This is a genomic window from Nonomuraea africana (assembly GCF_014873535.1).
Lineage (GTDB): Bacteria > Actinomycetota > Actinomycetes > Streptosporangiales > Streptosporangiaceae > Nonomuraea > Nonomuraea africana.
Map to the genome: position 1 here is coordinate 6,941,791 of NZ_JADBEF010000001.1, position 18,400 is coordinate 6,960,190.

Here is an 18,400-nt window from a genome sequence, read left to right on the forward strand (position 1 = left end):
CCTCGGAACGACCCAGCGTCCTGTCCTTCCTACCGAGGTTCCACGCATCCATGACCACCCTGAACATCGGCGTGCTCGCGCACGTCGACGCGGGTAAGACCAGCCTGACCGAACGCATCCTCTTCGACACCGGCGCCATCCACCGGCTCGGCAGCGTCGACGGCGGCGACACCCAGACCGACGCCGGCGAGATCGAGCGCAGGCGCGGCATCACGATCCGCTCGGCCGTCGCCTCCTTCACCCTGGGCGACCTGCGGGTCAACCTCATCGACACGCCCGGGCACGCCGACTTCGTCGCCGAGGTCGAGCGGGCGCTCGGGGTGCTCGACGGCGCCATCCTGGTGATCTCCGCGGTCGAGGGCATCCAGGCGCAGACCAGGGTCCTGCTGAAGACGCTGCGCAAGATGGGCCTGCCCACGCTGCTGTTCGTCAACAAGATCGACAGGAGGGGCGCGCTCGAGCGCGACATCCTCGAAGGGCTGCCCGTCGTCCGCGTCAACCGCGTACGGCAGGGCCGCGTCGTCCCCGCGGCGCTCGACGCCGAGGTCCTCGCCGACCACGACGACACCGTGCTGGAAGCGCTGGTCGAAGGGCGCGAGCCCATGCCTGACGAGCTCCGGAAGGCGCTGGCCGCGCAGACCGCCGCCTGCCGGGTCTACCCGGTCTTCCACGGCTCGGCGATCGGCGGCCAGGGCGTCGCCGACCTCCTCACGGGCGTCCGCGATCTGCTCCCCGTGCCGGAGCCGCCGGATGACGGCCTCAGCGGCACGGTCTTCGCCATCGAGCGCGACAGGGCCGGCCACAAGGTCGCCTACCTGCGGCTGTTCTCCGGCGAGCTGCACCTGCGCCAGAAGCTGGACTCCGGCCAGGTCACCAGGCTGGAGGTGGTGGGCTCGGGGCCCGAGGAGCGGCTCACCGCCGGGGACATCGGCAGGCTCTCGGGCCTGTCCGGCGCCCGCGTCGGCGACCGGCTCTCCCCCGCGCCAGAGGGCACACCCGCCTTCGCCAGGCCCAGTATGGAGACGGTCGTCACGCCCGCCGACCCGGCCGACGCCGCCCGCCTGCACGCCGCGCTGGTCCTGCTGGCCGAGCAGGACCCGCTCATCCAGACCAGGGGCCTGCCCGAAGGCGGCACCTCCGTGCTGCTCTACGGCGAGGTGCAGAAGGAGGTGCTGGCCGAGCGGTTGCGCGACGAGTTCGGCGTCGAGGCCGTCTTCGCCGACAGCACACCGCTCTATCTCGAACGCCCGGCAGGCGTGGGCGAGGACTGGAGGGAGATCGGCAGGCACGCCGACAACACCTTCCTGGCCACCGTCGGCCTGCGCGTGGAGCCGGGCACGGGCTACTCGTTCAGGCGCGAGGTCGAGCTCGGCTCACTCCTGCACAGCTTCAACCAGGCGATCGAGGACACCGTCCGCGCCACCCTCCGCGAGGGCCTGTACGGCTGGCCCGTCGTCGACTGCACGGTGACGCTGACCAGGTCGGGCTTCGTCGCACCGCTCAGCACCGCCGGCGACTTCCGCAGCCAGACCCCGATCGTGCTGAGGTCCGCCCTGGCCCGCGCGGGCACCAGGGTCTACGAGCCGTGTCACGCCTTCGAGGTGGAGCTGCCGCCCGACGCGTTCGGCCCCGTCACCGCCAAGCTGACCGGGCTGGGCGCCGAGCTGGCCGACACCTCGCCCACGCTCGTCACGGGCTCGCTACCCGCTCGGCTGGTCAACGAGGCCAAGCGGCACCTGCCGGGGCTGACGCGCGGCGAGGGTGTGTGGTGGTCGAGGCCGGCGGGAGATCGCCTGGTAACGGGCCGTACGCCCCCGGTCAGGCGACCGGCCGGATAACGCGAAAACCTGGATCGACCCTCCCGATAATCCTCGCCCCGGCGGGCGCGCCACAAACACGGAATCGGTATTTCTACCACCAACACACTCCCAACGAAATCTTGCCCGCCATCTTCCGTTTCGCCTGCCCCAATACGGAATCCGTGATTGCCGGACGGCTACCATCAAGTCTTTGTTGAGGGTGTTCTCGCCTATTTGGAGGGGTCAATCTCGGCACCCACCAATAGTGGGGACAAAGCAAACAATGGCTCATTGATGATCTTTAAATAGATTAGGTCCGGCAAGTGGCGCATGCCGACTTAAGGCGATTAATGCGGAGAAATGATGGCTGTATCTGTAGGCGATGACCGCCATGCCGCGGTGTGGATGGGACACCGGAGATCTGGGCACTGGGCAGCCGTCCAGCCGCTTGGCCTGATGAGCATCGACCTGGTGTGCATGACCCTCAGCGCGCTGGTGGCCGAGCAGACGCCCTGGCGGGTCCTCCTCGCCTGCGTCCTGGTCATTGCGGTGAACGCCGCCGGCCGAGTGTACGAGCCAAGGATCCTGCCCTCCAGCCTCGACAGGGGCTTCTGGCTGGCCGGAGCGGGGCTGGCCGCCTCTCTGGCCGCCTTCTGGCAATCAGCCTCGTTGCCCGTGACCGTGGTCGCCGCCGCCCTCTTCACCTTTCTGGCCTTCTGCGGCAGATGCGTCTTCCACGCCACCATGCGCGGCGCGCGCAGGCGCGGCGGCACCAAGCCCGCCGTGGTGGTGGGCGCCAACCCGCACGGGCACCGCCTGGCCTCGGCCCTGCTCGGCTTTCCCGAGTACGGCCTGCTGCCGATCGGCTTCCTCGACGAGCGAACCGACAGGGAAACCGGGCCTCCGGTGCTCGGCAAGCCTGACGACCTCGCCGAGATCTTCCGCATGCACGAGGTGCGAGCCGTGGTCATCGCGGGACAGAAGGAGCAGAGCCTGGCCAGGGCCGCCAGGGCACTGGGCTGCGAGGTCTACTTCGCCCCCGAGCCAGGCGATCTGGTCCTGGACTTCGCCCCGCTGCGCGAGCACGTCAGGAGCTTTCCGCTGCTGCGCATGCGCCCAGACCCGCAGACTCGCCTGACCTGGCCGCTCAAGCGAGCACTCGACATCGCGGTCGCCATGGTCGGCCTGGTGATCAGCGCGCCGATCCTCGCCGTATGCGCGGTCGTGGTGCGCTGGGAGATCGGCCCCGGCGTGCTGTTCAGGCAGCACAGGGTCGGCTGCGGCGGCAGGCCGATCGAGCTCATCAAGCTGCGCACGCTCAAGCCGGTGGACGAGCAGGAGTCGGCCACCCGCTGGAGCATCGCCCACGACCACAGGCTCGGCCCCGTGGGAAGGTCGCTGCGCAGGTCCTCACTCGACGAGCTACCCCAGCTCTGGAACGTGCTCAAGGGCGACATGAGCATCGTGGGTCCCAGGCCGGAGCGCCCCTACTTCGTCGACCAGTTCTCCGCCACCACCCCCGGCTACCGCCTGCGGCACAGGGTGCCGGTCGGGATCACCGGCTGGGCGCAGATCCACGGGTTGCGCGGCGACACCTCGATCGAGGACAGGGCGCGCTTCGACAACCACTACATCGACGACTGGTCCCTCAGGACAGACTTCAAGATCATGCTCAGGACCGCCTGGTCCCTGCTCCGCCCGGGTGGAGGCTAGGGATGCGCGACCTGCTCTCCACGACCCTGGCACGCGGGCCGAGCCTCCTGGCCGCCTTGACCGTGCTGCTCACCTGCCTTCCCTCCGGCCAGGGGAACCCGGGCGCGGCCGTCCACGTGACCATGGCCGATGTGGCGTCGGCGGCGCTGATCGCCGTGGCGGCGGCGTGCCTCGCGGGGGGCCGGCCACGCCTGCCCCAGCGCGCGCTCGTGCTCGCGCCCCTGGCGCTCGCGGTCACGGCCGCGACGCTGACCTCGGCCGACGCGCTGACCAGCATGCCCGGCTACCTCAGGTACCTGCAGGTCTTCGTGCTCATCCCGCTGGCCGTCCTGGTGACGCTGCGCGAGAAGGAAGACGCGTGGCTGGTGGGCGGCGCGCTGGTCGCCGCCGCGGCCGTGCAGGGCGCCGTCGGCTGCTACCAGGCGCTCACGGCGACCGGCGCGTCCTACGGGGGCGAGAGGGTGCGGGCCGTCGGCACGTTCGGCGCGCTCGACGTCATGGGCATGGCGACAGTGGTCAGCTACGGATTGATCATCCTGTTCGCGCTCGGGCTGACCCTGCGCGGCAGGCCGAGGATCGCCGCGCTCGCGGGCTCGGGACTGCTGGCCGTTCCGCTGGTCCTGTCGCTGAGCCGCGGCACGTGGCTCGCGCTCCTCTGCGCCGTGTTGGTCATGCTCGTCAGGTACGGCGCCAGGAGCGCCGCCCGCGTGGTGCTCGTCGCGTCCGCCGGCGCCGTCGTGCTGGTCTTCGGCTTCGGGGTGGGCTCGGACACGATCGGGCAGCGGCTGGCCTCCATCACCTCCTCGATCTCCCAGCCCGACCAGTCGGTGAGCGACCGCTACAGCCTGTGGCAGACGGCAGGCGCGATGTGGCAGCACCACCCGCTGACCGGGGTGGGCCCTCGCAGGTTCGCCGAGCTGCGCGACAGCTACGCGCCGACCAGGCTGTCGTCGGGCAGCGACACCGACGACCCCGTCAACGGCTTCCAGCGGCAGCCGCTGCTGTCGCCGCACAACATGTACCTGCTCGTGCTGAGCGAGCAGGGCGTGCTCGGCCTCGCCGCCTTCGTGTTCTTCTTCGGGGCGCTGCTCCTCTGGACGTCCATGCGGCGGGGGGTCGTGGTCGCGGGCCTGCTGACCTGGCAGATGGTCGACTTCGCCTACTCCGACATCGGTGGCGCGCCGACGCTGGTCATGGCCGTGATGCTGGGCCTGGCTCTCACCTGGGCCACGGACGGGTGGCCGCGATGACCACGACCGCCTCGGCCGGGCTGAAGGCCGCGAGCCTCACCGCCGTGCTCGTCGGATGCGGCTCGCTGCTCGGCTTCGGCCGCGACCTGTTGCTGGCCACGACCTTCGGCGCCGACTCCGCCACCGACGCCTTCCTCGTCGCCTGGATGATCCCCGAGACCGCCGCGCCGCTGCTGATCGAGGGCGCCATGGCCTTCCTGCTGGTGCCGCTGTTCAGCAGGGCGGTCGAGCAGGGCGGCGACGTCAGGTACCTGGTGGCCGCGACGCTGCCGCACATGGTCGTCGCACTGTTGTGCCTCACCGTGCTGACCGCGGCGGGCGCTCCGTGGCTGGTGGCCCTGCTGACTCCTGGCATCGCCGACCCCGAGCTGGCCGTCCGCTGCATGCGGCTCACCTCCGTGACGGTCCTGATGTTCGGGCTGGCCGGCTACCTGAGCGCGGCGCTGCGCGCGCAGCACGCCTTCGGCCCGCCCGCCGCCATCACCATGGCCTACAACCTGGGCATCATCGCCTGCCTCTGGACCTTCCAGGAGGTCGGCGTGTCCGCGGCCGCGGTAGGCGTCGCCCTCGGCGCCATGGGCATGGTGCTGATCCAGGCCCCCGCCTTCGTCAAGCGGTGCGGACGGCCACGCAGGCCGGCCCGCAGGATGCTGCTGCCGCTCGGGGCGTTCGTGCCGATCGCGGCCTTCACCCTCGAACGCCAGGGGCAGGTGCTCGTCGAGCGGTTCGTCGGATCGTCGCTGCCCGAAGGGTCGATCTCGCACCTCAACTACGCCCAGAAGATCGCCCAGGTGCCGATGATCCTCTCACTGATCGTCGCCACCGTCACCTTCCCCCACCTCGTGCGGGCCATCACCGCGGGTGACGGCGCCGCCGTGTGGCGCAGGCTGACCGACGACGTGGTGGTGGCGGCGGCGATCGTGCTGGCGGCCACCGCGGTGCTGGTCGTGTGCGCGCCCGACATCGTGCGGGTGCTGCTGCAGCACGGCGCGTTCACCGACGCCGACGCCGAGGCCACCGCCCAGATCATGCGCGTCTACTCGCTCGGGCTGCTCGGCCAGGCCGTCGTCGGAGTCGTGTGCAGGGTGTTCTTCTGCGGCACCCGCCCGGCCTGGTACCCGGCGCTGGCGATGGCCGCGGGGCTGGCCGCGACCATCGCGCTGGCCATCCCTCCATGGGGCGTGGCCGGGATCGCGGCGGCCAACGCGGCCGGCATCACGCTGAGCGCGGCGATCCTGCTCGCGGGCCTACGCGGCCCCGCCATCGGCCTGCCTCCGCGCGCCATCGCGGGGCCGGCCGTCCGCCTGGTCCTGGCCGCGGTGCTCGCCGCCGCGGCCGGGTGGGGCACTCGTTCGCTGCTTGCGGGTCTGCCGTCGGCGGCCGTCCTGGCGCTGACCGCGGCTGTTACGGCGGCGGCGTTCTACGCCGTCGCGGCACTCACGGGAACAGAGGAGATCACCAGAATGATCAGGATGCGAGGGCGCGCGTGACCGCCATGCCGCTCGTCCTCATGTACCACTCGGTGACGAAGTACGATGCCGACCCCCTGAACATCACCGTCTCGCCCGACCGGTTCGCCGCCCAGCTGCGCTGGCTGGCCAGGCGCGGGCTGCGCGGGGTCTCGATGCGCGAGCTGCTGGCCGCCAGACGCGCCGATACGGCACGCGGCCTGGTCGGCCTCACCTTCGACGACGGCTACGCCGACTTCGTGAGCGAGGTCGTGCCCGCCCTGCTGGCGCAGCGCTTCACCGCGACGGTGTTCATGGTCTCCGGCCTGATCGGCGGCTGCAACGAGTGGGACGCCGGCCATCCCCTCAAGCCGCTCATGGACGCCGACGACCTGCGCAGGGCGGCCCGCCACGGCATGGAGATCGGCTCGCACTCCGTGGGGCACCCCTCGCTGATCTCGCTGACGGGCGCCGAGCTCAGGCACGAGCTGACGGCGAGCAAGGCGGCGCTCGAAGACGTCGTGGACGCCGAGGTCACCGGCTTCTGCTACCCCTACGGCCACGTCGGCGGCCGCGAGGTCGCCGCGGTCAGGGGCGCGGGTTACGACTACGCGTGCGCCATCTGGAAGTCCGAGCACACCGGCCCGCACGCGCTGCCACGCACCTACGTCGGCGACAGGGACGGGTCGCTGCGGCTGCACGCCAAGAAGCTACGGCACCGGATGCGGTGGGGGTCGTGAAAGTCCTGCACGTCATCACCGGCCTGGCGGCGGGCGGCGCGGAACAGCAGCTGAGGACGCAGCTGCCGTACATGAGCGCCGACTGCGAGGTCGCGGTGCTGACGGGTGCGGGCGTGGTGGCGGAAGCCATCAGCGCGACGGGCGTCCCCGTCCATCGCCTCGACATGCGGGGCAACCGCGACGTGCGCGCGCTCGGCCGGCTGGCCAGGCTGATGCGGGCCGGCCGCTACGAGGTGGTGCACACGCACCTGTACCGCGCCTGCGTCTACGGGCGGGTGGCCGCGCGGCTCGCGAACGTGCCCGCGATCGTGGCGACCGAGCACTCGATCGGGAGGGAGCAGATCGAGGGCCGCCGCATCACCCAGCCGATCAGGGCGCTGTACCTGGCCAGCGAGCTGCTCGGGCACGTCACCGTGGCGGTCTCCCCCACGGTGGCCGACCGGCTGGCCCTGTGGGGGGTCCCCCGATCGCGCATCGTGGTGATCGCCAACGGCGTCGACGCGGGCGCGTTCCGCTACGACCCGCGCCTGCGCGAGCGGACCCGCGACACGCTCGGCCTTCCGCGCGACGCGTTCGTGGTCGGCGGCGTCGGGCGGCTGGAGCCCGGCAAGCGCTTCGACCTGCTCATCGAGGCGATGCCGGGGCTGGACGACGCCTTCCTGCTGCTGGTCGGGATCGGATCCCGCCGGCGGCAGCTCGAGGAACTCGCCCGCACGCTCGGAGTCGAGCGCCGCGTGGTCTTCACAGGGGAGTCTCCCGACCCGCGAGCCATGCTGTCGGCGATGGACGTGCTGGCCGCGCCCTCACAGGAGGAGACGTTCGGCCTGGCCGTCATCGAGGCGCTCGCGGCGGGACTGCCTGTCCTCTACGACACCTGCCCCGCCATCGACGACCTGCCGCCGGGCGCCGCTCCAGGAGCGCGCCGCGTCATGCCGGCCAGGCTGAGCGCCGAGATCGGCGCGCTGGCCCGCGCCCGGCCGACGAGGCTGACGCCCCCCAGAGCCGTCCGGCTCTACGACATCCGACATCAAGTGAAGCAACTGGAAGCGCTATACCGGCGCCTGCTGGGCGCCCAGGCCAGCGAGGAGTGGCGATGATATGGACGCGGGCACGCGAGATGAAGTGGCTGACGCGATGGTGGCTGCCGCTGTCCCTGGTCCTCGGGGCGCTGGGCGGCCTCTTCTACTCGCTGGCGAAGGAGACCGTCTACAGCTCTGACGCGTACGTGGTGGTGGTCGCCGCCGGCGATCCGGGGCAGTCGACGAACTTCGCGCAGGCCTATGCCAGGATCGTCGCCCAGCCCGGCCTGATCACCAGCGGGGAGCAGGCGCGCCGGACGCTGAGCGCCTCCGCCTCGCCCGACGCCCCGCTGGTGCGGCTCACCGCCATCGCGCCCACCGCCCGGGAGGCGGTCGAGCGGGCCGACCAGGCCGCGACTGCGTTGATCTCCTACGCGAACATGCAGGCGGCCAACACGGGAGTACGGCTGGCCAGCTTCGCCAGCGCCTCCATGCCGCTCGCGCCGTCGTCGCCGGTGCCGCTGCTCAACGTGGGCATCGGGGCTGCGGGGGCGGTGCTCGTCGCCGGGCTGGTCTTCCTCGCCTCGCCGTCCGCGGCGAGCGGGCCGCGCCGGTCGCCCGCGCTGACCGGAGCCGAGGCGTGAGGCGCGCCGGCCGTACGGCGGGGGCCGGGGCAGCCCCGCGCGTCCTGCACGTGGCGCAGCCTGTGGACGGCGGCGTCGGCGCCTACGTGGCGGCGGTGGCGGCCGACCAGGCACGGCGGGGCTGGCAGGTCGCGGTCGCCTGCCCAGGAGAGGGTCCGCTGCCCGCCCGCCTCGCCGAGCAGGGCGTTCCGCGGCTCGACTGGCGGGCGGGCCGCTCACCCGGCCTCGCCGATCTCCCCGCCGCGCTGCGGGTCCGGAGGCTGGTCCGCGACTTCGCCCCCGACGCCGTCCACCTGCATTCCGCCAAGGCGGGCCTGGCGGGCAGAGCCGCCATCCGGGGAAGGATCCCCACGCTGTTCCAGCCGCACGGCTGGTCGTGGCTCGCCGCCCGTGGGCTCGTCGCCGCGATGGCGCTGGAGTGGGAGCGAGCCGCCGTGCGCTGGGCCGACGTGCTCGTGTGCGTGGGCGAGGGCGAGGCGGCGACCGCCCTGCGGAACGACGTGCGGGGCAACCTGGCGATCGTGCGCAACGGCGTCGACCTCCGGCGGTTCAGGCCCGCGGGCGGTCAGGAGCGGGCCGCGGCGCGGGCCCGCCACGGCATCCCCGACGGCGCGCCGCTGGCCGTCTGCGTCGGCAGGGTCACTCGCCAGAAGGGGCAGGACCTGCTGCTGTCCGCGTGGGAGCTGGTGAGCGAGGAGTGCGGGGCGGCGAGGCTGGCGATCGTCGGCGACGGCGACCTGCTCGAGGCGCTGCGCTCACGGAACGTCCCCGGCGTTCACTTCGCGGGCCCCGTCGCCGATCCCCGCTCCTGGTACGCCGCCGCCGACGTGGTGGTGCTGCCCTCGCGCTGGGAAGGTCTGCCGCTCACCGCGCTCGAGGCCCTGGCCACGGGGCGGGCGCTGGTCGCCGCCGATGTGCCGGGCCTGGCCGAGGTGGTCGGCGAGAAGGTGGGCGCGGCCGTGCCCGCGGGGGATGTCGCGGCGCTCGCGGGGGCGCTGCTGCTCAGGCTCACGCAGCCGGAGCTCGCCGCCGCCGAAGGACGCGCCGCCGCGCTGCTGTCGCTGTCGTACGACGACTCCGTGGCGCTCGACGCGCTCGCCGAGCACACGCTCCGGCTCGTGGGCGCGTCCTGCGGAACGGGCCTGGGCACCAGCGCCGCGCCGACGGGCGCGGCGAGGACGGCCGAGGGCGCGGGAACGGGGGTGGCGGGTGCCCCAGGAGCCGGCGTCGGGGTGGCGGCGATCAGCACGGAGGGGGCCGGTGTCCCGGGAACGGGCGTGGCGACCGCCGGCACGACCGCGGTCGGCGTGGCGGGAGCCGGTGTGACCGGAGTGGGTGTGACGGATGTGGGTGTGGCAGGCATGGATGTGACGGGCGTGGGCGTGGCAGGCGTAGGCGTGACGGCGGACGCCGGGGGCCGCAGCATCTCGCGGAAGACCGCCGACGAGCGCGGGTTCGACGAGCACTGCCAGACACCGTGCGAGCAGTAGTCGGCGATCGAGTGATACACCACGTCGTGCCTGGCGATCCAGGCCAGCATCCGGCGCACGTAGTCGGGACGGTCGCCGTAGCGGAACAGCCCCCACTCGGGGAAGGAGATCGGCTTGCCCCGCTTCCTCGCGAAGTCGGCCTGCTCCTGCAGCCCGTACGGCTGATTGACGTAGTCGGAGAACTTGCGTCCCGGCCCCTGGTCGTAGCTGTCCATTCCGATGATGTCGACCACGTCGTCGCCCGGGTAGCACTTGGTCCAGGGGATCGCGTCGCGTCCTCGGTTGGGCGCGAAGTCGAAGCGGAAGCGCTGCCCCGGCACGGAGCGCATGGCCGTGACGATGCGCCGCCAGTAGTTCTTCCACGCCGTCGGGTTGGGCGCGCAACGGCTGGAGTAGGTGGTGCCGTTCATCTCCCAGCCGAGCACGATGATGGTGTCGGGCGCGTTCGCGGCCACCAGTTTCTGCGCCAGCCGTTCGAAGATCGTGTCGAAGGCCCCATGGGCTCCCGCGGACAGCAGCACGGAGACCGTGCTGTCGGGGAGATCGCCCTCGTTCGGCGTGATCATGGGGACGTTCAGCGCCAGGATCCGGCCAGGCTTGGCGGCGCGCCAGCTCGTCCAGGGATCGAGGATGAAACCGGGTCCCTGGAGCGCCGCCCAGTTCTCGCCGGGCAGGTAGGTACGGCCGACCGTCACCTCCGCGCCCAGCCACGCTTCGAATCGGGGCAGCCGTTTGACGCCGCGCGCGTCGGAGGCCAGAAAAACGCCGAGGCCGGCGCTTTTCTTCGGCTCGGCCCGCAGTGCTCCGTTCACGCCCCCGTTCGTGGCGAGCCACGCAATCGCCGCCGATCCAGCGACTGCCGAAAAAAGCCAGCGAATGTGTCCCTTTTTGGGTGTCATGGCGAATGTCCCCATACGTTGTCGTCAGTCTCACCCTATCTACCCCACTCGATTATATGCCGAATATTCGACCTGTGAATTGCCAGTAAATGTCCCGTATAAGACCTTGGGGATGGAACGAAAAATATGCTGGATTCGACGGTGCCCGCGCTGGTTCTGCGGCTCGACGACAACATCTTTCATCACGGGACACTCGGCGCGATTCGCTCCTTGGGGCGAGCCGGCGTCGAGGTCCACGGACTCATCGAGGGCAGGCACGCGCCCGCTTCACGGTCGAAGTACCTCGCCCACATGCACACCTGGCCGAACGGCAGGGACTTCGTGGAGACGCTGACCGCCGTCGCCGAGCGGATCGGCCGGAGGGCGGTGCTGATCCCGATGGACGACGAGGGCGCCATCGCCGTCGCCGAGCGCTCCGCCGAGCTGCGACCGCACTTCCTGCTGCCCGACCAGGCGCCCGAGCTGCCGCGCACGCTGGCCGACAAGGCCAGGCTCGCCACCGTGTGCGCGGCGCTCGGCATCGCGCAGCCCGAGACGCGCGTCGTCACCACCGAGCGGGAGGTCGCGGCGGCCGTCGCCGACCTCGGTCTCCCGGTGGTGGCCAAGTGGGCGCGGCCGTGGCTGCTCCCCCGCGCGCCGGGACTGCGCAACACCAGCCTGGTGCGCCGCCCCGAGCAGGCCGTCCAACTGCTCGGCAGGGGCGGCGGCAGCACCCTGCTCCTGCAGCGTTTCGTGCCGGGAGACGCGGACTCCGACTGGTTCTTCCACGGCTACTACGACCAGGATTCGGCGTGCCTGTTCGGCGGCACCGGGCGTAAGGAACGTGCCTATCCGTCGGGCGCGGGGCTCACGACGTACGGCAGGTCCCTGCCCAATCCCGCCATCGAGAAAACGGCCCACACGATTGCGGCCACACTCGGCTACCGCGGCATTCTCGACCTGGATTTCCGCTACGACGCGGCGGTGGACGCCTATTGCCTTCTCGATTTCAACCCGCGACTCGGCGCGCAGTTCCGGTTGTTCAGCGACGAGCGCGGCCTCGATCTGGTCCGGACCATGCACCTGCACCTGACGGGAAAGTGGAACACCACTGCCCGCACGGTCTACGGACGCACTTTTCTGGTCGAGAACTACGACGTTTTTCCCGCGCTCCGGATCGGGCGGGAACGCACCTGTACGGGATGGCTGCGCGCGATGCGCGGGGCCGACGAACTGGCGTGGCTCTCGGCAGACGATTACTGGCCTTTCGTGGCGATGACCGGACAGACGATAAAGCGTGGCTTTACTCGCCTGGCGCGCCGCCGGAAATAGGCTTTTGCCACTCACGAATAGGAGGAGAAGTTTTGCAGATGCCGGTGATAGACGTGGCAATTGTGGGCGCGGGCCCCTACGGGCTCTCGGTGGCCGCCCACGCGCTGGCGGCCGGGCTGGACGCTCGGGTCTTCGGCCGTCCCATGCAGGCGTGGGCACAGCACATGCCGCGAGGCATGCTGCTGAAGTCCGAGCCTTCCGCTTCCCATCTCGGTGACCCCGATCGGCGCTACGGACTCGACGCCTTCCGCCAGTACTCCTACGGCGAGCCCGTCCCCGTGGAGACCTTCGTCGGCTACGGCAAGTGGTTCAGCGGCCAGACGGCCAAGAAGGCGCTCGACGAGTCCTCGGTGGTCGCTATCGGCACCGAGGGCGGGCTGTTCGCGGTCACGCTGTCGTCGGGCGCGTCCGTGCTGGCCAGGACCGTCGTGCTCGCGCTCGGCTTCCTGCCGTTCGCCTACAGGCCTGCCGCGCTCGCCGACCTGCCGCCCGAGGTGTCGTCCCACAGCAGCGACCACCACGACCTGTCGGCGTTCGCGGGCAGGGACGTGGCGGTCGTGGGCGCGGGCCAGTCCGCGCTCGAGACCGCGACGCTGCTGATGGAGGCCGGGGCCATGGCCCGTGTCGTCGCCAGGAGCAAGGCGCTGGCCTGGAACGACACACCCGTCGAGCACCGCTCGATGCTGCACCGCATGCTGGCCCCCAGCTCGGGCCTCGGCACGGGGTGGCCCTCATGGGTGTGGTCGGAGCTGCCGGGCGCCGTCCGTTACCTGCCGAGGGCGGCCAGGAAGCACATCGTGCGGACCACGCTCGGGCCCGCGGGGTCGTGGTGGCTGAGGGAGCGGTTCGACGGCGCGGTCCCGGTGACGCTGGACGCGCGGGTCGCCGCCGCGGAGCACCGCGGCGCCGTACACCTGCACCTGCGCGACGAGGAGGGCAACGTGCGCACGCTCGAGACCGAGCATGTGATCGCGGCGACCGGCTACCAGGTGGACGTGGGCAGGATCGGCATCCTCGACCCCAGCCTGCGCCGCCGCCTCCGCGCCGGGGGACCCACTCCCCGGCTGACGAGGACCTTCGAAAGTCCGATTAGCGGCCTTTATCTGGTCGGGCTGGCTTCGGCCGCCACTTTCGGACCTGCCATGCGTTTCGTGTACGGCAGTGACTTCGCCGCGAGAAGAGTAACTCGGGGCCTCCTCGGACAGGTGCGTAAATCAGGTTGAGCGGGGAGCTTTCCGAGCCTTTGACCGTGTCCAACGGTAAGAGGATCCGGGGTGTGTCGGAAAATAAGCCAAACGGTATCTGGGGAGCGAAAATGTATGTTCGTAAAATCCTCACCGGCGTGGCCGCGACGGTCGTCGGGATGGCGGGAGTCGTTCCCATGGCATATGCGGATGGGCCGCTGACCTTCACGAATTCGGCGACGGAGGCGGTCGGCACGACTCCGTCAGGGGTGACGGTCGTCGTGCGGAAGACGCCGGTCGGCGACACCAAAGTGGTCTCGGCCGAGGTGTCGCCCGCCGATCCCGCGGCGCTCCCCGACGAGTTCCTCGTCCCGGTGAACGCCAAGGCGGGCGCCGGGATCCTCGACCTCTACGAGGACTTCGACGTCAAGCCCAACGGCTGGAGCGACGTCGTCGCGCTGACGTTCACCTTCTCCAGGCCGGTCCGCGACCCGCGCCTGCACGTGTTCGGCACGGGCGGCGTGGTGACCGACCTCTCCAAGGACCGGCGTGACGACTACTGGAGCGGCGTGCGCCTGGTGGGCGGGACGCCCTCCACCCCCACCTTCAGCAAGGTGGCGGGCTTCCCCGGCTACCGGGTCACGAGGACCACGATCGCGCCCGAGCGGGTCCACTCGGCGACGACCACGACCTGCGGCGTGGTCTACACCTGCGGCACCGTCCAGGTGAACGGCACGCTCAACTCGTTCACGATCATGCTGCGCGCCCGCGACGTCCGCCGCGGCGGCGAGGCGGGCACCTCGCAGATGTGGGGCGCCTTCAAGCTGTCCCTCTACGAGGACGACTCCGACGCGCCCGCCTCCTACGGCGCCGCGTCGCACATCCTCACCGACACCTCCCTCGGCAGGGACGTGACCCCCGACCACACCGACACCGACAGCTTCACCCCGCGCACGCTTCGGGTGGGCGCCGACGCCGACGACGCGCTCGAGGCGGAAGGCCCCGCGCCTCTGGCGGGCAACGCCAGTACGTACTCGCTGGACGTCCCCGTCCGGGCGGGTTCGGCTTCGTCGCTGGGCGGCTGGATCGACTTCGACCGCAACGGCAGTTTCGACGCCGGTGAGCGGGCGCAGGCCCAGGTGGAGGCAGGAGCCTCGAGCGGCACGCTGACCTGGACCGTTCCAAAGACCGTCCGGCCGGGAGCCACGTGGCTGCGGCTGCGCGCCGCCGCGACCGCCGACGGCGTGGAACGGCCGACGGGCTGGGCCGACAGCGGTGAGGTCGAGGACTACCCGATCACGCTCGCGCAGCGCATGGCGACCGTCGCACCCCCGGCCGTCCAGCGCGACAAGCCCTCGGTGCGGACGGACAAGAGCGACAAGAGGGAAGGGCGGATGTACCGCCGCTGGATCAGGCAGTACAGGAACTTCAGGTAACCGACGTTCCCCTGAGGCCACCGCCGGTGACACGCCGGCGGTGGCCTTTTCGGCGTCGAGGAAAATGAGTTGTCCAACGGAGAAGGATCTCCCTAGGGTCCTGATCGCGCCCTCGACCCGACAAGGCCTCCGTTGTCACGACGCCCCCTCCCCCTGCCGTTGCTCGTCCTGCTCGCGGGCACCTTCCTGTCCACCCTTGGGGACGGCGTCGCCACCCTCTCGCTCGTGCTGGAGGCGGCGAGGACCGGGCCGACCTGGTGGGTCACCGAGGTCTACCTCGCCGAACTCCTCCCGCCGCTGCTGCTCGCTCCCCTGCTGGGGGTCCTCGTCGACCGGACGAACGCGAAACGGATCTGGCTCGCGGCGGTTCTCGTCCAGGCCGTTCTCTTCGCCGGGGCCGCCGCCACCCCCTTCTTCCACGCCCAGGTGCTCATGCTGTCCCTCGCGAACGTCTTCGCGGTGGCCTCCTCGGCGGCGGGCTTCAAGCTCGTTCCAGCCGTCGCGGGTACGGCAGGCATGGAGCGGGCCAACAGCGGGCTGACCGCGGCGATGTCCCTGTCCACACTGATCGGCCCCGGCCTCGGCGCCGCCCTCTTCACCGCGGTCGGCAACGCCTGGCTGCTCGGCTTCAACGCGGCGACCTTCGTCGTGGTGTCCCTCGTCATCTGGGGCGTGGTCCCCGGCGACAGGGACGAGCGCATGTCCCTGAGCACCAGCCCCTTCACCGGCGCCCTCGACGGCCTGAAGGTCATGTGGAACTCGCCGGTCATCCGCCCGCTCCTGCCCATCCTCGCCGCGGTGATCTTCGCGACGTCCATCGAGGGTGTCGCCGGGGTCTTCTACCTGCGCGAGATCACCAGCAGCGACACCCTCTACGGCTTCCTGCTGTCGGCATGGGCCCTCGGCGCCCTGCCCGGCTCCCTCATCGGCGCGTGGGAGAGTGTGGGCAGGCGGCATCTCGCCATGGTGCTCGGCGGCGCCGCCCTCATGGGGAGCGCGCTGCTGGTCGAAGGGCTCGTCCCAGTCGCGGTCGTCATCGCCGTCGCTTTCGTGGCCGGCGGCTTCGGCAACGGCGCGCACAACGTCGGCGTCCGCAACGTGGTGCATCACCACGTCCCCGCCGAGATGCAGGGGCGGGCGTGGGCGTACTTCCGGGTGCTGGTCAACACCTGCGTCGCGCTCGGGTTCCTCCTCGGAACGCCCGGGGTCGTCTTCGACGCCCGAACGGCGATCCTCAGCTCCGGCGCGCTCGCGCTCCTGGCGACCGCCTTCGCGGTCTGGCGCCTGCGGAGGGCGGGTCTCCTCCGCCGAGCTCCTGCGACCGTCGCGTGACCGCGCCCTGGCTCAGGACCGGGCCGGCAGGGGGCCCAACGCTCGGGTACCGTCTCGCCGGCGCCGGGAAGCGCCCACAGCCGCTGTCCCGCGGCGCGGCCGGCAACCATGATCTTGCCCTGCAGCCAGAGGAACGTCAGCATCCGCTCGACGTTGCGGCTGGCGGTCCAGCCGGTGGAGCGCCAGTCCTCCATCGCGCAGTCCTCGAAGGCGTCGGTGGGCAGGGGGACGCCCTCGCCGAGGCGATGCAACACGTGCTGCGCAGCCGGTCGTTGGCCTCCATCCAGGACCTTGTGTACGACCGGTTCGGCGGCGGGTAGGCGTCCATGGTCACCCGGTGCAGCGGGCAGTCCTCGGTGAGCACGAGACTCCTTTGTCGCTAGGTGGACGGCGTGACGGGGCCGTGCAGGCGGACGCCCTCGGCGGCGAGCCGCTCCTCGTAGGCCCCCGCCAGGTCGCGCAGCGCCGTCCCGCCGTCCCCCCGATAGGCGGGGCCGTGCATGAGGCAGAGCGCGCTCGGTTCCAGGTCGGCCAGCGCGCGCATGGTGGGGCCGGTGCCAGGGGTCAGGCACGTGGCGCCGTAGGTGTCCTCCGCGGCCAGGGCCGGGCTGACGATCTCCTTCTCGGTGACGGCGGGAGCCTCGCCCATCGAGGTGAACAGGTCACCGCAGAGCAGCGTGCCCGTGGACTCCTCGAAGAACAGGCCCGCGTCCCAGCCGTGCGGCACGTGCGGAGTCTCGATCCGCCGCACCCGCTTGCCGCCCAGGTCCATGACCTCGCCGTCCGCCAGCGGCCTGGGCGGCCGGTCCGCCAGGTCGTTCACGGACACGAGGCAGCCCACGAGGCCGTGCGCGATCTGGGCGTTGGGCGCGGCGGCCAGCCAGGAGTTCATCGATCCGCACTCGTCGGCCTCGACGTGCCCGAAGGTGATCCAGCGCAGCCGCTCGACCGGCACCACGCGCTCCACCGCCGCCGACACCGACGGGAACAGCGCCCGCAGGCCGGTGTGGAACAGCAGTGGCTCCTCGGCATTGACGAGGTATTGATTGAACATAATTCCGGCGTCAGGAATAAACGTCGACAACCGGTAGATATCGGGCGCGACCTCGGTAACGGTGGTGTCCATCCTGCTCCCCCCTCGGAGCGCTTTCCCCGTTCTGCCATCGTCTCACGCCAGGGTCTTTCGACAATAAATCTGAACCTTTACCGCAATTGGTGCGTCACACCCTGGCAAACCCCCTGTTACTCCTGAGGTTGGAGAGAACGAAGTGGCGCTAGGACGCACAGTCATAGCCGTGGTCATGTCGGTGACCGCCGCGCTCAGCGTTGAAGGGGCCGCGGCCCACGTGGAACCCCGCCCCGCCGCGAACGCCCCCAGCACCACCGCAGCAGCCGCGCCCGTCGCCGTGGTCACTCCCGCAGCGGTCCCCACCACCCGCGTCGCCGAGGACGAGGAGGAGGCCGAGTGCGTCCGCGTCAAGGGCGCCATGGCGTGCGTGGGGCCGGACGCGAGCGACAGACCGGGAATCACGATCGAGGACACGAGGAACGACCGGCTCCACCCCGCGGTCGAGTACTACCTGAACGGCTACCTGGGCACGAAGTACGTCATACACAATCTCGCGCGCGAGGGCGAGATCAAGGGCAGCCGCGAGATCGGCAAGACCGTCACGTTCAGGGCCGCGGTGTACAACGGCAGCGAGCTGATCAAGGTGAGCCGCTGGAAGACGGTTCGCGACGTCACCAAGTACCCCGTCAAGCGAGAGACCAGCGTGACCCCGGCCACCGCACAGGCCAGGTCCAAGGTCTGCACCTCGACGAAGGGCGCGGCGAGCATCTGCTTCGGCGGTGGGAAGAACACGTTCGTCTTCGCGTGTGACACGGGCGCTGACACGCACCAGGCGCGGGCGGAGTACTTCGTGGACGGCGACCCGACGGCGCGGTTCGAGATCCACCAGCTGGCGGGGCTGAACACCTGCGGCAAGGCCCAGCACGGCGAGCTGCGGGTGAGCATGTACCGCGCTTCGGTGTTCGACGGCGAGGACGAGGTCGCCACCAGGCTGTACCGGTACAACTAGTCGTTCGTGAAGGCCACCGTCCGTTCAGGACGGTGGCCTCTTACGAACAGATGTTCC

Annotated in this window: 15 protein-coding genes and 1 pseudogene; 14 read left to right on the forward strand and 2 right to left on the reverse strand. The window is 70.9% G+C overall.

The window, feature by feature from the left end; translation table 11 throughout:
• Nucleotides 1-50: 50 nt before the first annotated feature.
• The 8 genes from H4W81_RS32860 (at nt 51) to H4W81_RS32895 (ending at nt 10,103) form a co-directional block, all read left to right on the forward strand.
• Complete coding sequence (locus H4W81_RS32860; RefSeq protein WP_192778359.1) at nt 51-1,838, forward strand: elongation factor G; 1,788 nt, start codon at nt 51-53, stop codon at nt 1,836-1,838.
• Between the two features lie 417 nt (nt 1,839-2,255).
• Entirely contained in the window at nt 2,256-3,512 is a 1,257-nt protein-coding gene (locus tag H4W81_RS32865) for a sugar transferase (protein ID WP_192778360.1), read from the forward strand.
• A gap of 2 nt (nt 3,513-3,514) precedes the next feature.
• Nucleotides 3,515-4,762, forward strand: a complete 1,248-nt coding sequence (locus tag H4W81_RS32870) for an O-antigen ligase family protein (RefSeq protein WP_192778361.1) — start codon at nt 3,515-3,517, stop codon at nt 4,760-4,762.
• On the forward strand, nt 4,759-6,252 hold the full coding sequence (locus tag H4W81_RS32875) for a lipid II flippase MurJ (protein ID WP_192778362.1): 1,494 nt from the start codon (nt 4,759-4,761) through the stop codon (nt 6,250-6,252). The genes H4W81_RS32870 and H4W81_RS32875 overlap by 4 nt, the downstream gene beginning before the upstream one ends.
• A 5-nt stretch (nt 6,253-6,257) precedes the next feature.
• On the forward strand, nt 6,258-6,950 hold the full coding sequence (locus H4W81_RS32880; protein WP_225960434.1) for a polysaccharide deacetylase family protein: 693 nt from the start codon (nt 6,258-6,260) through the stop codon (nt 6,948-6,950).
• Nucleotides 6,947-8,047: a glycosyltransferase gene (locus H4W81_RS32885; RefSeq protein ID WP_192778363.1), complete on the forward strand. Its 1,101-nt coding sequence runs from the start codon at nt 6,947-6,949 to the stop codon at nt 8,045-8,047. The genes H4W81_RS32880 and H4W81_RS32885 overlap by 4 nt, the downstream gene beginning before the upstream one ends.
• Nucleotides 8,044-8,613, forward strand: a complete 570-nt coding sequence (locus H4W81_RS32890) for a YveK family protein (RefSeq protein WP_192778364.1) — start codon at nt 8,044-8,046, stop codon at nt 8,611-8,613. The genes H4W81_RS32885 and H4W81_RS32890 overlap by 4 nt, the downstream gene beginning before the upstream one ends.
• The gene (locus H4W81_RS32895; protein WP_192778365.1) at nt 8,610-10,103 is read left to right on the forward strand and encodes a glycosyltransferase; all 1,494 of its coding nucleotides are present in this window, start codon (nt 8,610-8,612) and stop codon (nt 10,101-10,103) included. Before H4W81_RS32890 ends, H4W81_RS32895 begins: the two co-directional genes overlap by 4 nt.
• Nucleotides 10,104-10,312: 209 nt before the next feature.
• Here the strand turns inward: H4W81_RS32895 and H4W81_RS50215 are convergent.
• Nucleotides 10,313-10,513, reverse strand: a pseudogene (locus H4W81_RS50215) (glycosyl hydrolase); the annotation flags it as partial.
• On the opposite strand from H4W81_RS50215, the gene H4W81_RS32900 reads away from it, so the two are divergent.
• The 5 genes from H4W81_RS32900 (at nt 10,503) to H4W81_RS32920 (ending at nt 16,265) form a co-directional block, all read left to right on the forward strand.
• Nucleotides 10,503-10,781: a hypothetical protein gene (locus H4W81_RS32900; RefSeq protein ID WP_192778366.1), complete on the forward strand. Its 279-nt coding sequence runs from the start codon at nt 10,503-10,505 to the stop codon at nt 10,779-10,781. The pseudogene H4W81_RS50215 and the gene H4W81_RS32900 overlap by 11 nt on opposite strands.
• A gap of 347 nt (nt 10,782-11,128) precedes the next feature.
• Complete coding sequence (locus tag H4W81_RS32905; RefSeq protein WP_192778367.1) at nt 11,129-12,313, forward strand: carboxylate--amine ligase; 1,185 nt, start codon at nt 11,129-11,131, stop codon at nt 12,311-12,313.
• 38 nt (nt 12,314-12,351) lie between these two features.
• The gene (locus H4W81_RS32910; protein ID WP_192778368.1) at nt 12,352-13,536 is read left to right on the forward strand and encodes an NAD(P)-binding domain-containing protein; all 1,185 of its coding nucleotides are present in this window, start codon (nt 12,352-12,354) and stop codon (nt 13,534-13,536) included.
• 92 nt (nt 13,537-13,628) lie between these two features.
• Nucleotides 13,629-14,933: a GEVED domain-containing protein gene (locus H4W81_RS32915; protein ID WP_192778369.1), complete on the forward strand. Its 1,305-nt coding sequence runs from the start codon at nt 13,629-13,631 to the stop codon at nt 14,931-14,933.
• A 132-nt stretch (nt 14,934-15,065) separates the two neighbouring features.
• Nucleotides 15,066-16,265 carry an MFS transporter gene (locus tag H4W81_RS32920; protein WP_192778370.1) on the forward strand — a complete coding sequence of 400 codons (1,200 nt, stop codon included), beginning with the start codon at nt 15,066-15,068 and terminating at the stop codon, nt 16,263-16,265.
• 379 nt (nt 16,266-16,644) lie between these two features.
• Here H4W81_RS32920 and H4W81_RS32925 read toward each other — a convergent pair whose 3' ends face one another.
• Nucleotides 16,645-17,391 carry an oxygen-binding di-iron domain-containing protein gene (locus tag H4W81_RS32925; RefSeq protein ID WP_192778371.1) on the reverse strand — a complete coding sequence of 249 codons (747 nt, stop codon included), beginning with the start codon at nt 17,389-17,391 and terminating at the stop codon, nt 16,645-16,647.
• Between the two features lie 169 nt (nt 17,392-17,560).
• Here H4W81_RS32925 and H4W81_RS32930 point away from each other — a divergent pair, with 169 nt between their 5' ends.
• Nucleotides 17,561-18,343, forward strand: a complete 783-nt coding sequence (locus H4W81_RS32930) for a hypothetical protein (protein ID WP_192778372.1) — start codon at nt 17,561-17,563, stop codon at nt 18,341-18,343.
• The last annotated feature ends 57 nt before the right edge of the window (nt 18,344-18,400 follow it).

Coding starts and splice junctions, on each gene's coding strand:
- H4W81_RS32860 (WP_192778359.1), top strand. CDS start 51: ATGACCACCCTGAACATCGGCGTGCTCGCGCACGTCGACGCGGGTAAG.
- H4W81_RS32865 (WP_192778360.1), top strand. CDS start 2,256: ATGAGCATCGACCTGGTGTGCATGACCCTCAGCGCGCTGGTGGCCGAG.
- H4W81_RS32870 (WP_192778361.1), top strand. CDS start 3,515: ATGCGCGACCTGCTCTCCACGACCCTGGCACGCGGGCCGAGCCTCCTG.
- H4W81_RS32875 (WP_192778362.1), top strand. CDS start 4,759: ATGACCACGACCGCCTCGGCCGGGCTGAAGGCCGCGAGCCTCACCGCC.
- H4W81_RS32880 (WP_225960434.1), top strand. CDS start 6,258: ATGCCGCTCGTCCTCATGTACCACTCGGTGACGAAGTACGATGCCGAC.
- H4W81_RS32890 (WP_192778364.1), top strand. CDS start 8,044: ATGATATGGACGCGGGCACGCGAGATGAAGTGGCTGACGCGATGGTGG.
- H4W81_RS32905 (WP_192778367.1), top strand. CDS start 11,129: ATGCTGGATTCGACGGTGCCCGCGCTGGTTCTGCGGCTCGACGACAAC.
- H4W81_RS32910 (WP_192778368.1), top strand. CDS start 12,352: ATGCCGGTGATAGACGTGGCAATTGTGGGCGCGGGCCCCTACGGGCTC.
- H4W81_RS32915 (WP_192778369.1), top strand. CDS start 13,629: ATGTATGTTCGTAAAATCCTCACCGGCGTGGCCGCGACGGTCGTCGGG.
- H4W81_RS32925 (WP_192778371.1), bottom strand. CDS start 17,391: ATGGACACCACCGTTACCGAGGTCGCGCCCGATATCTACCGGTTGTCG.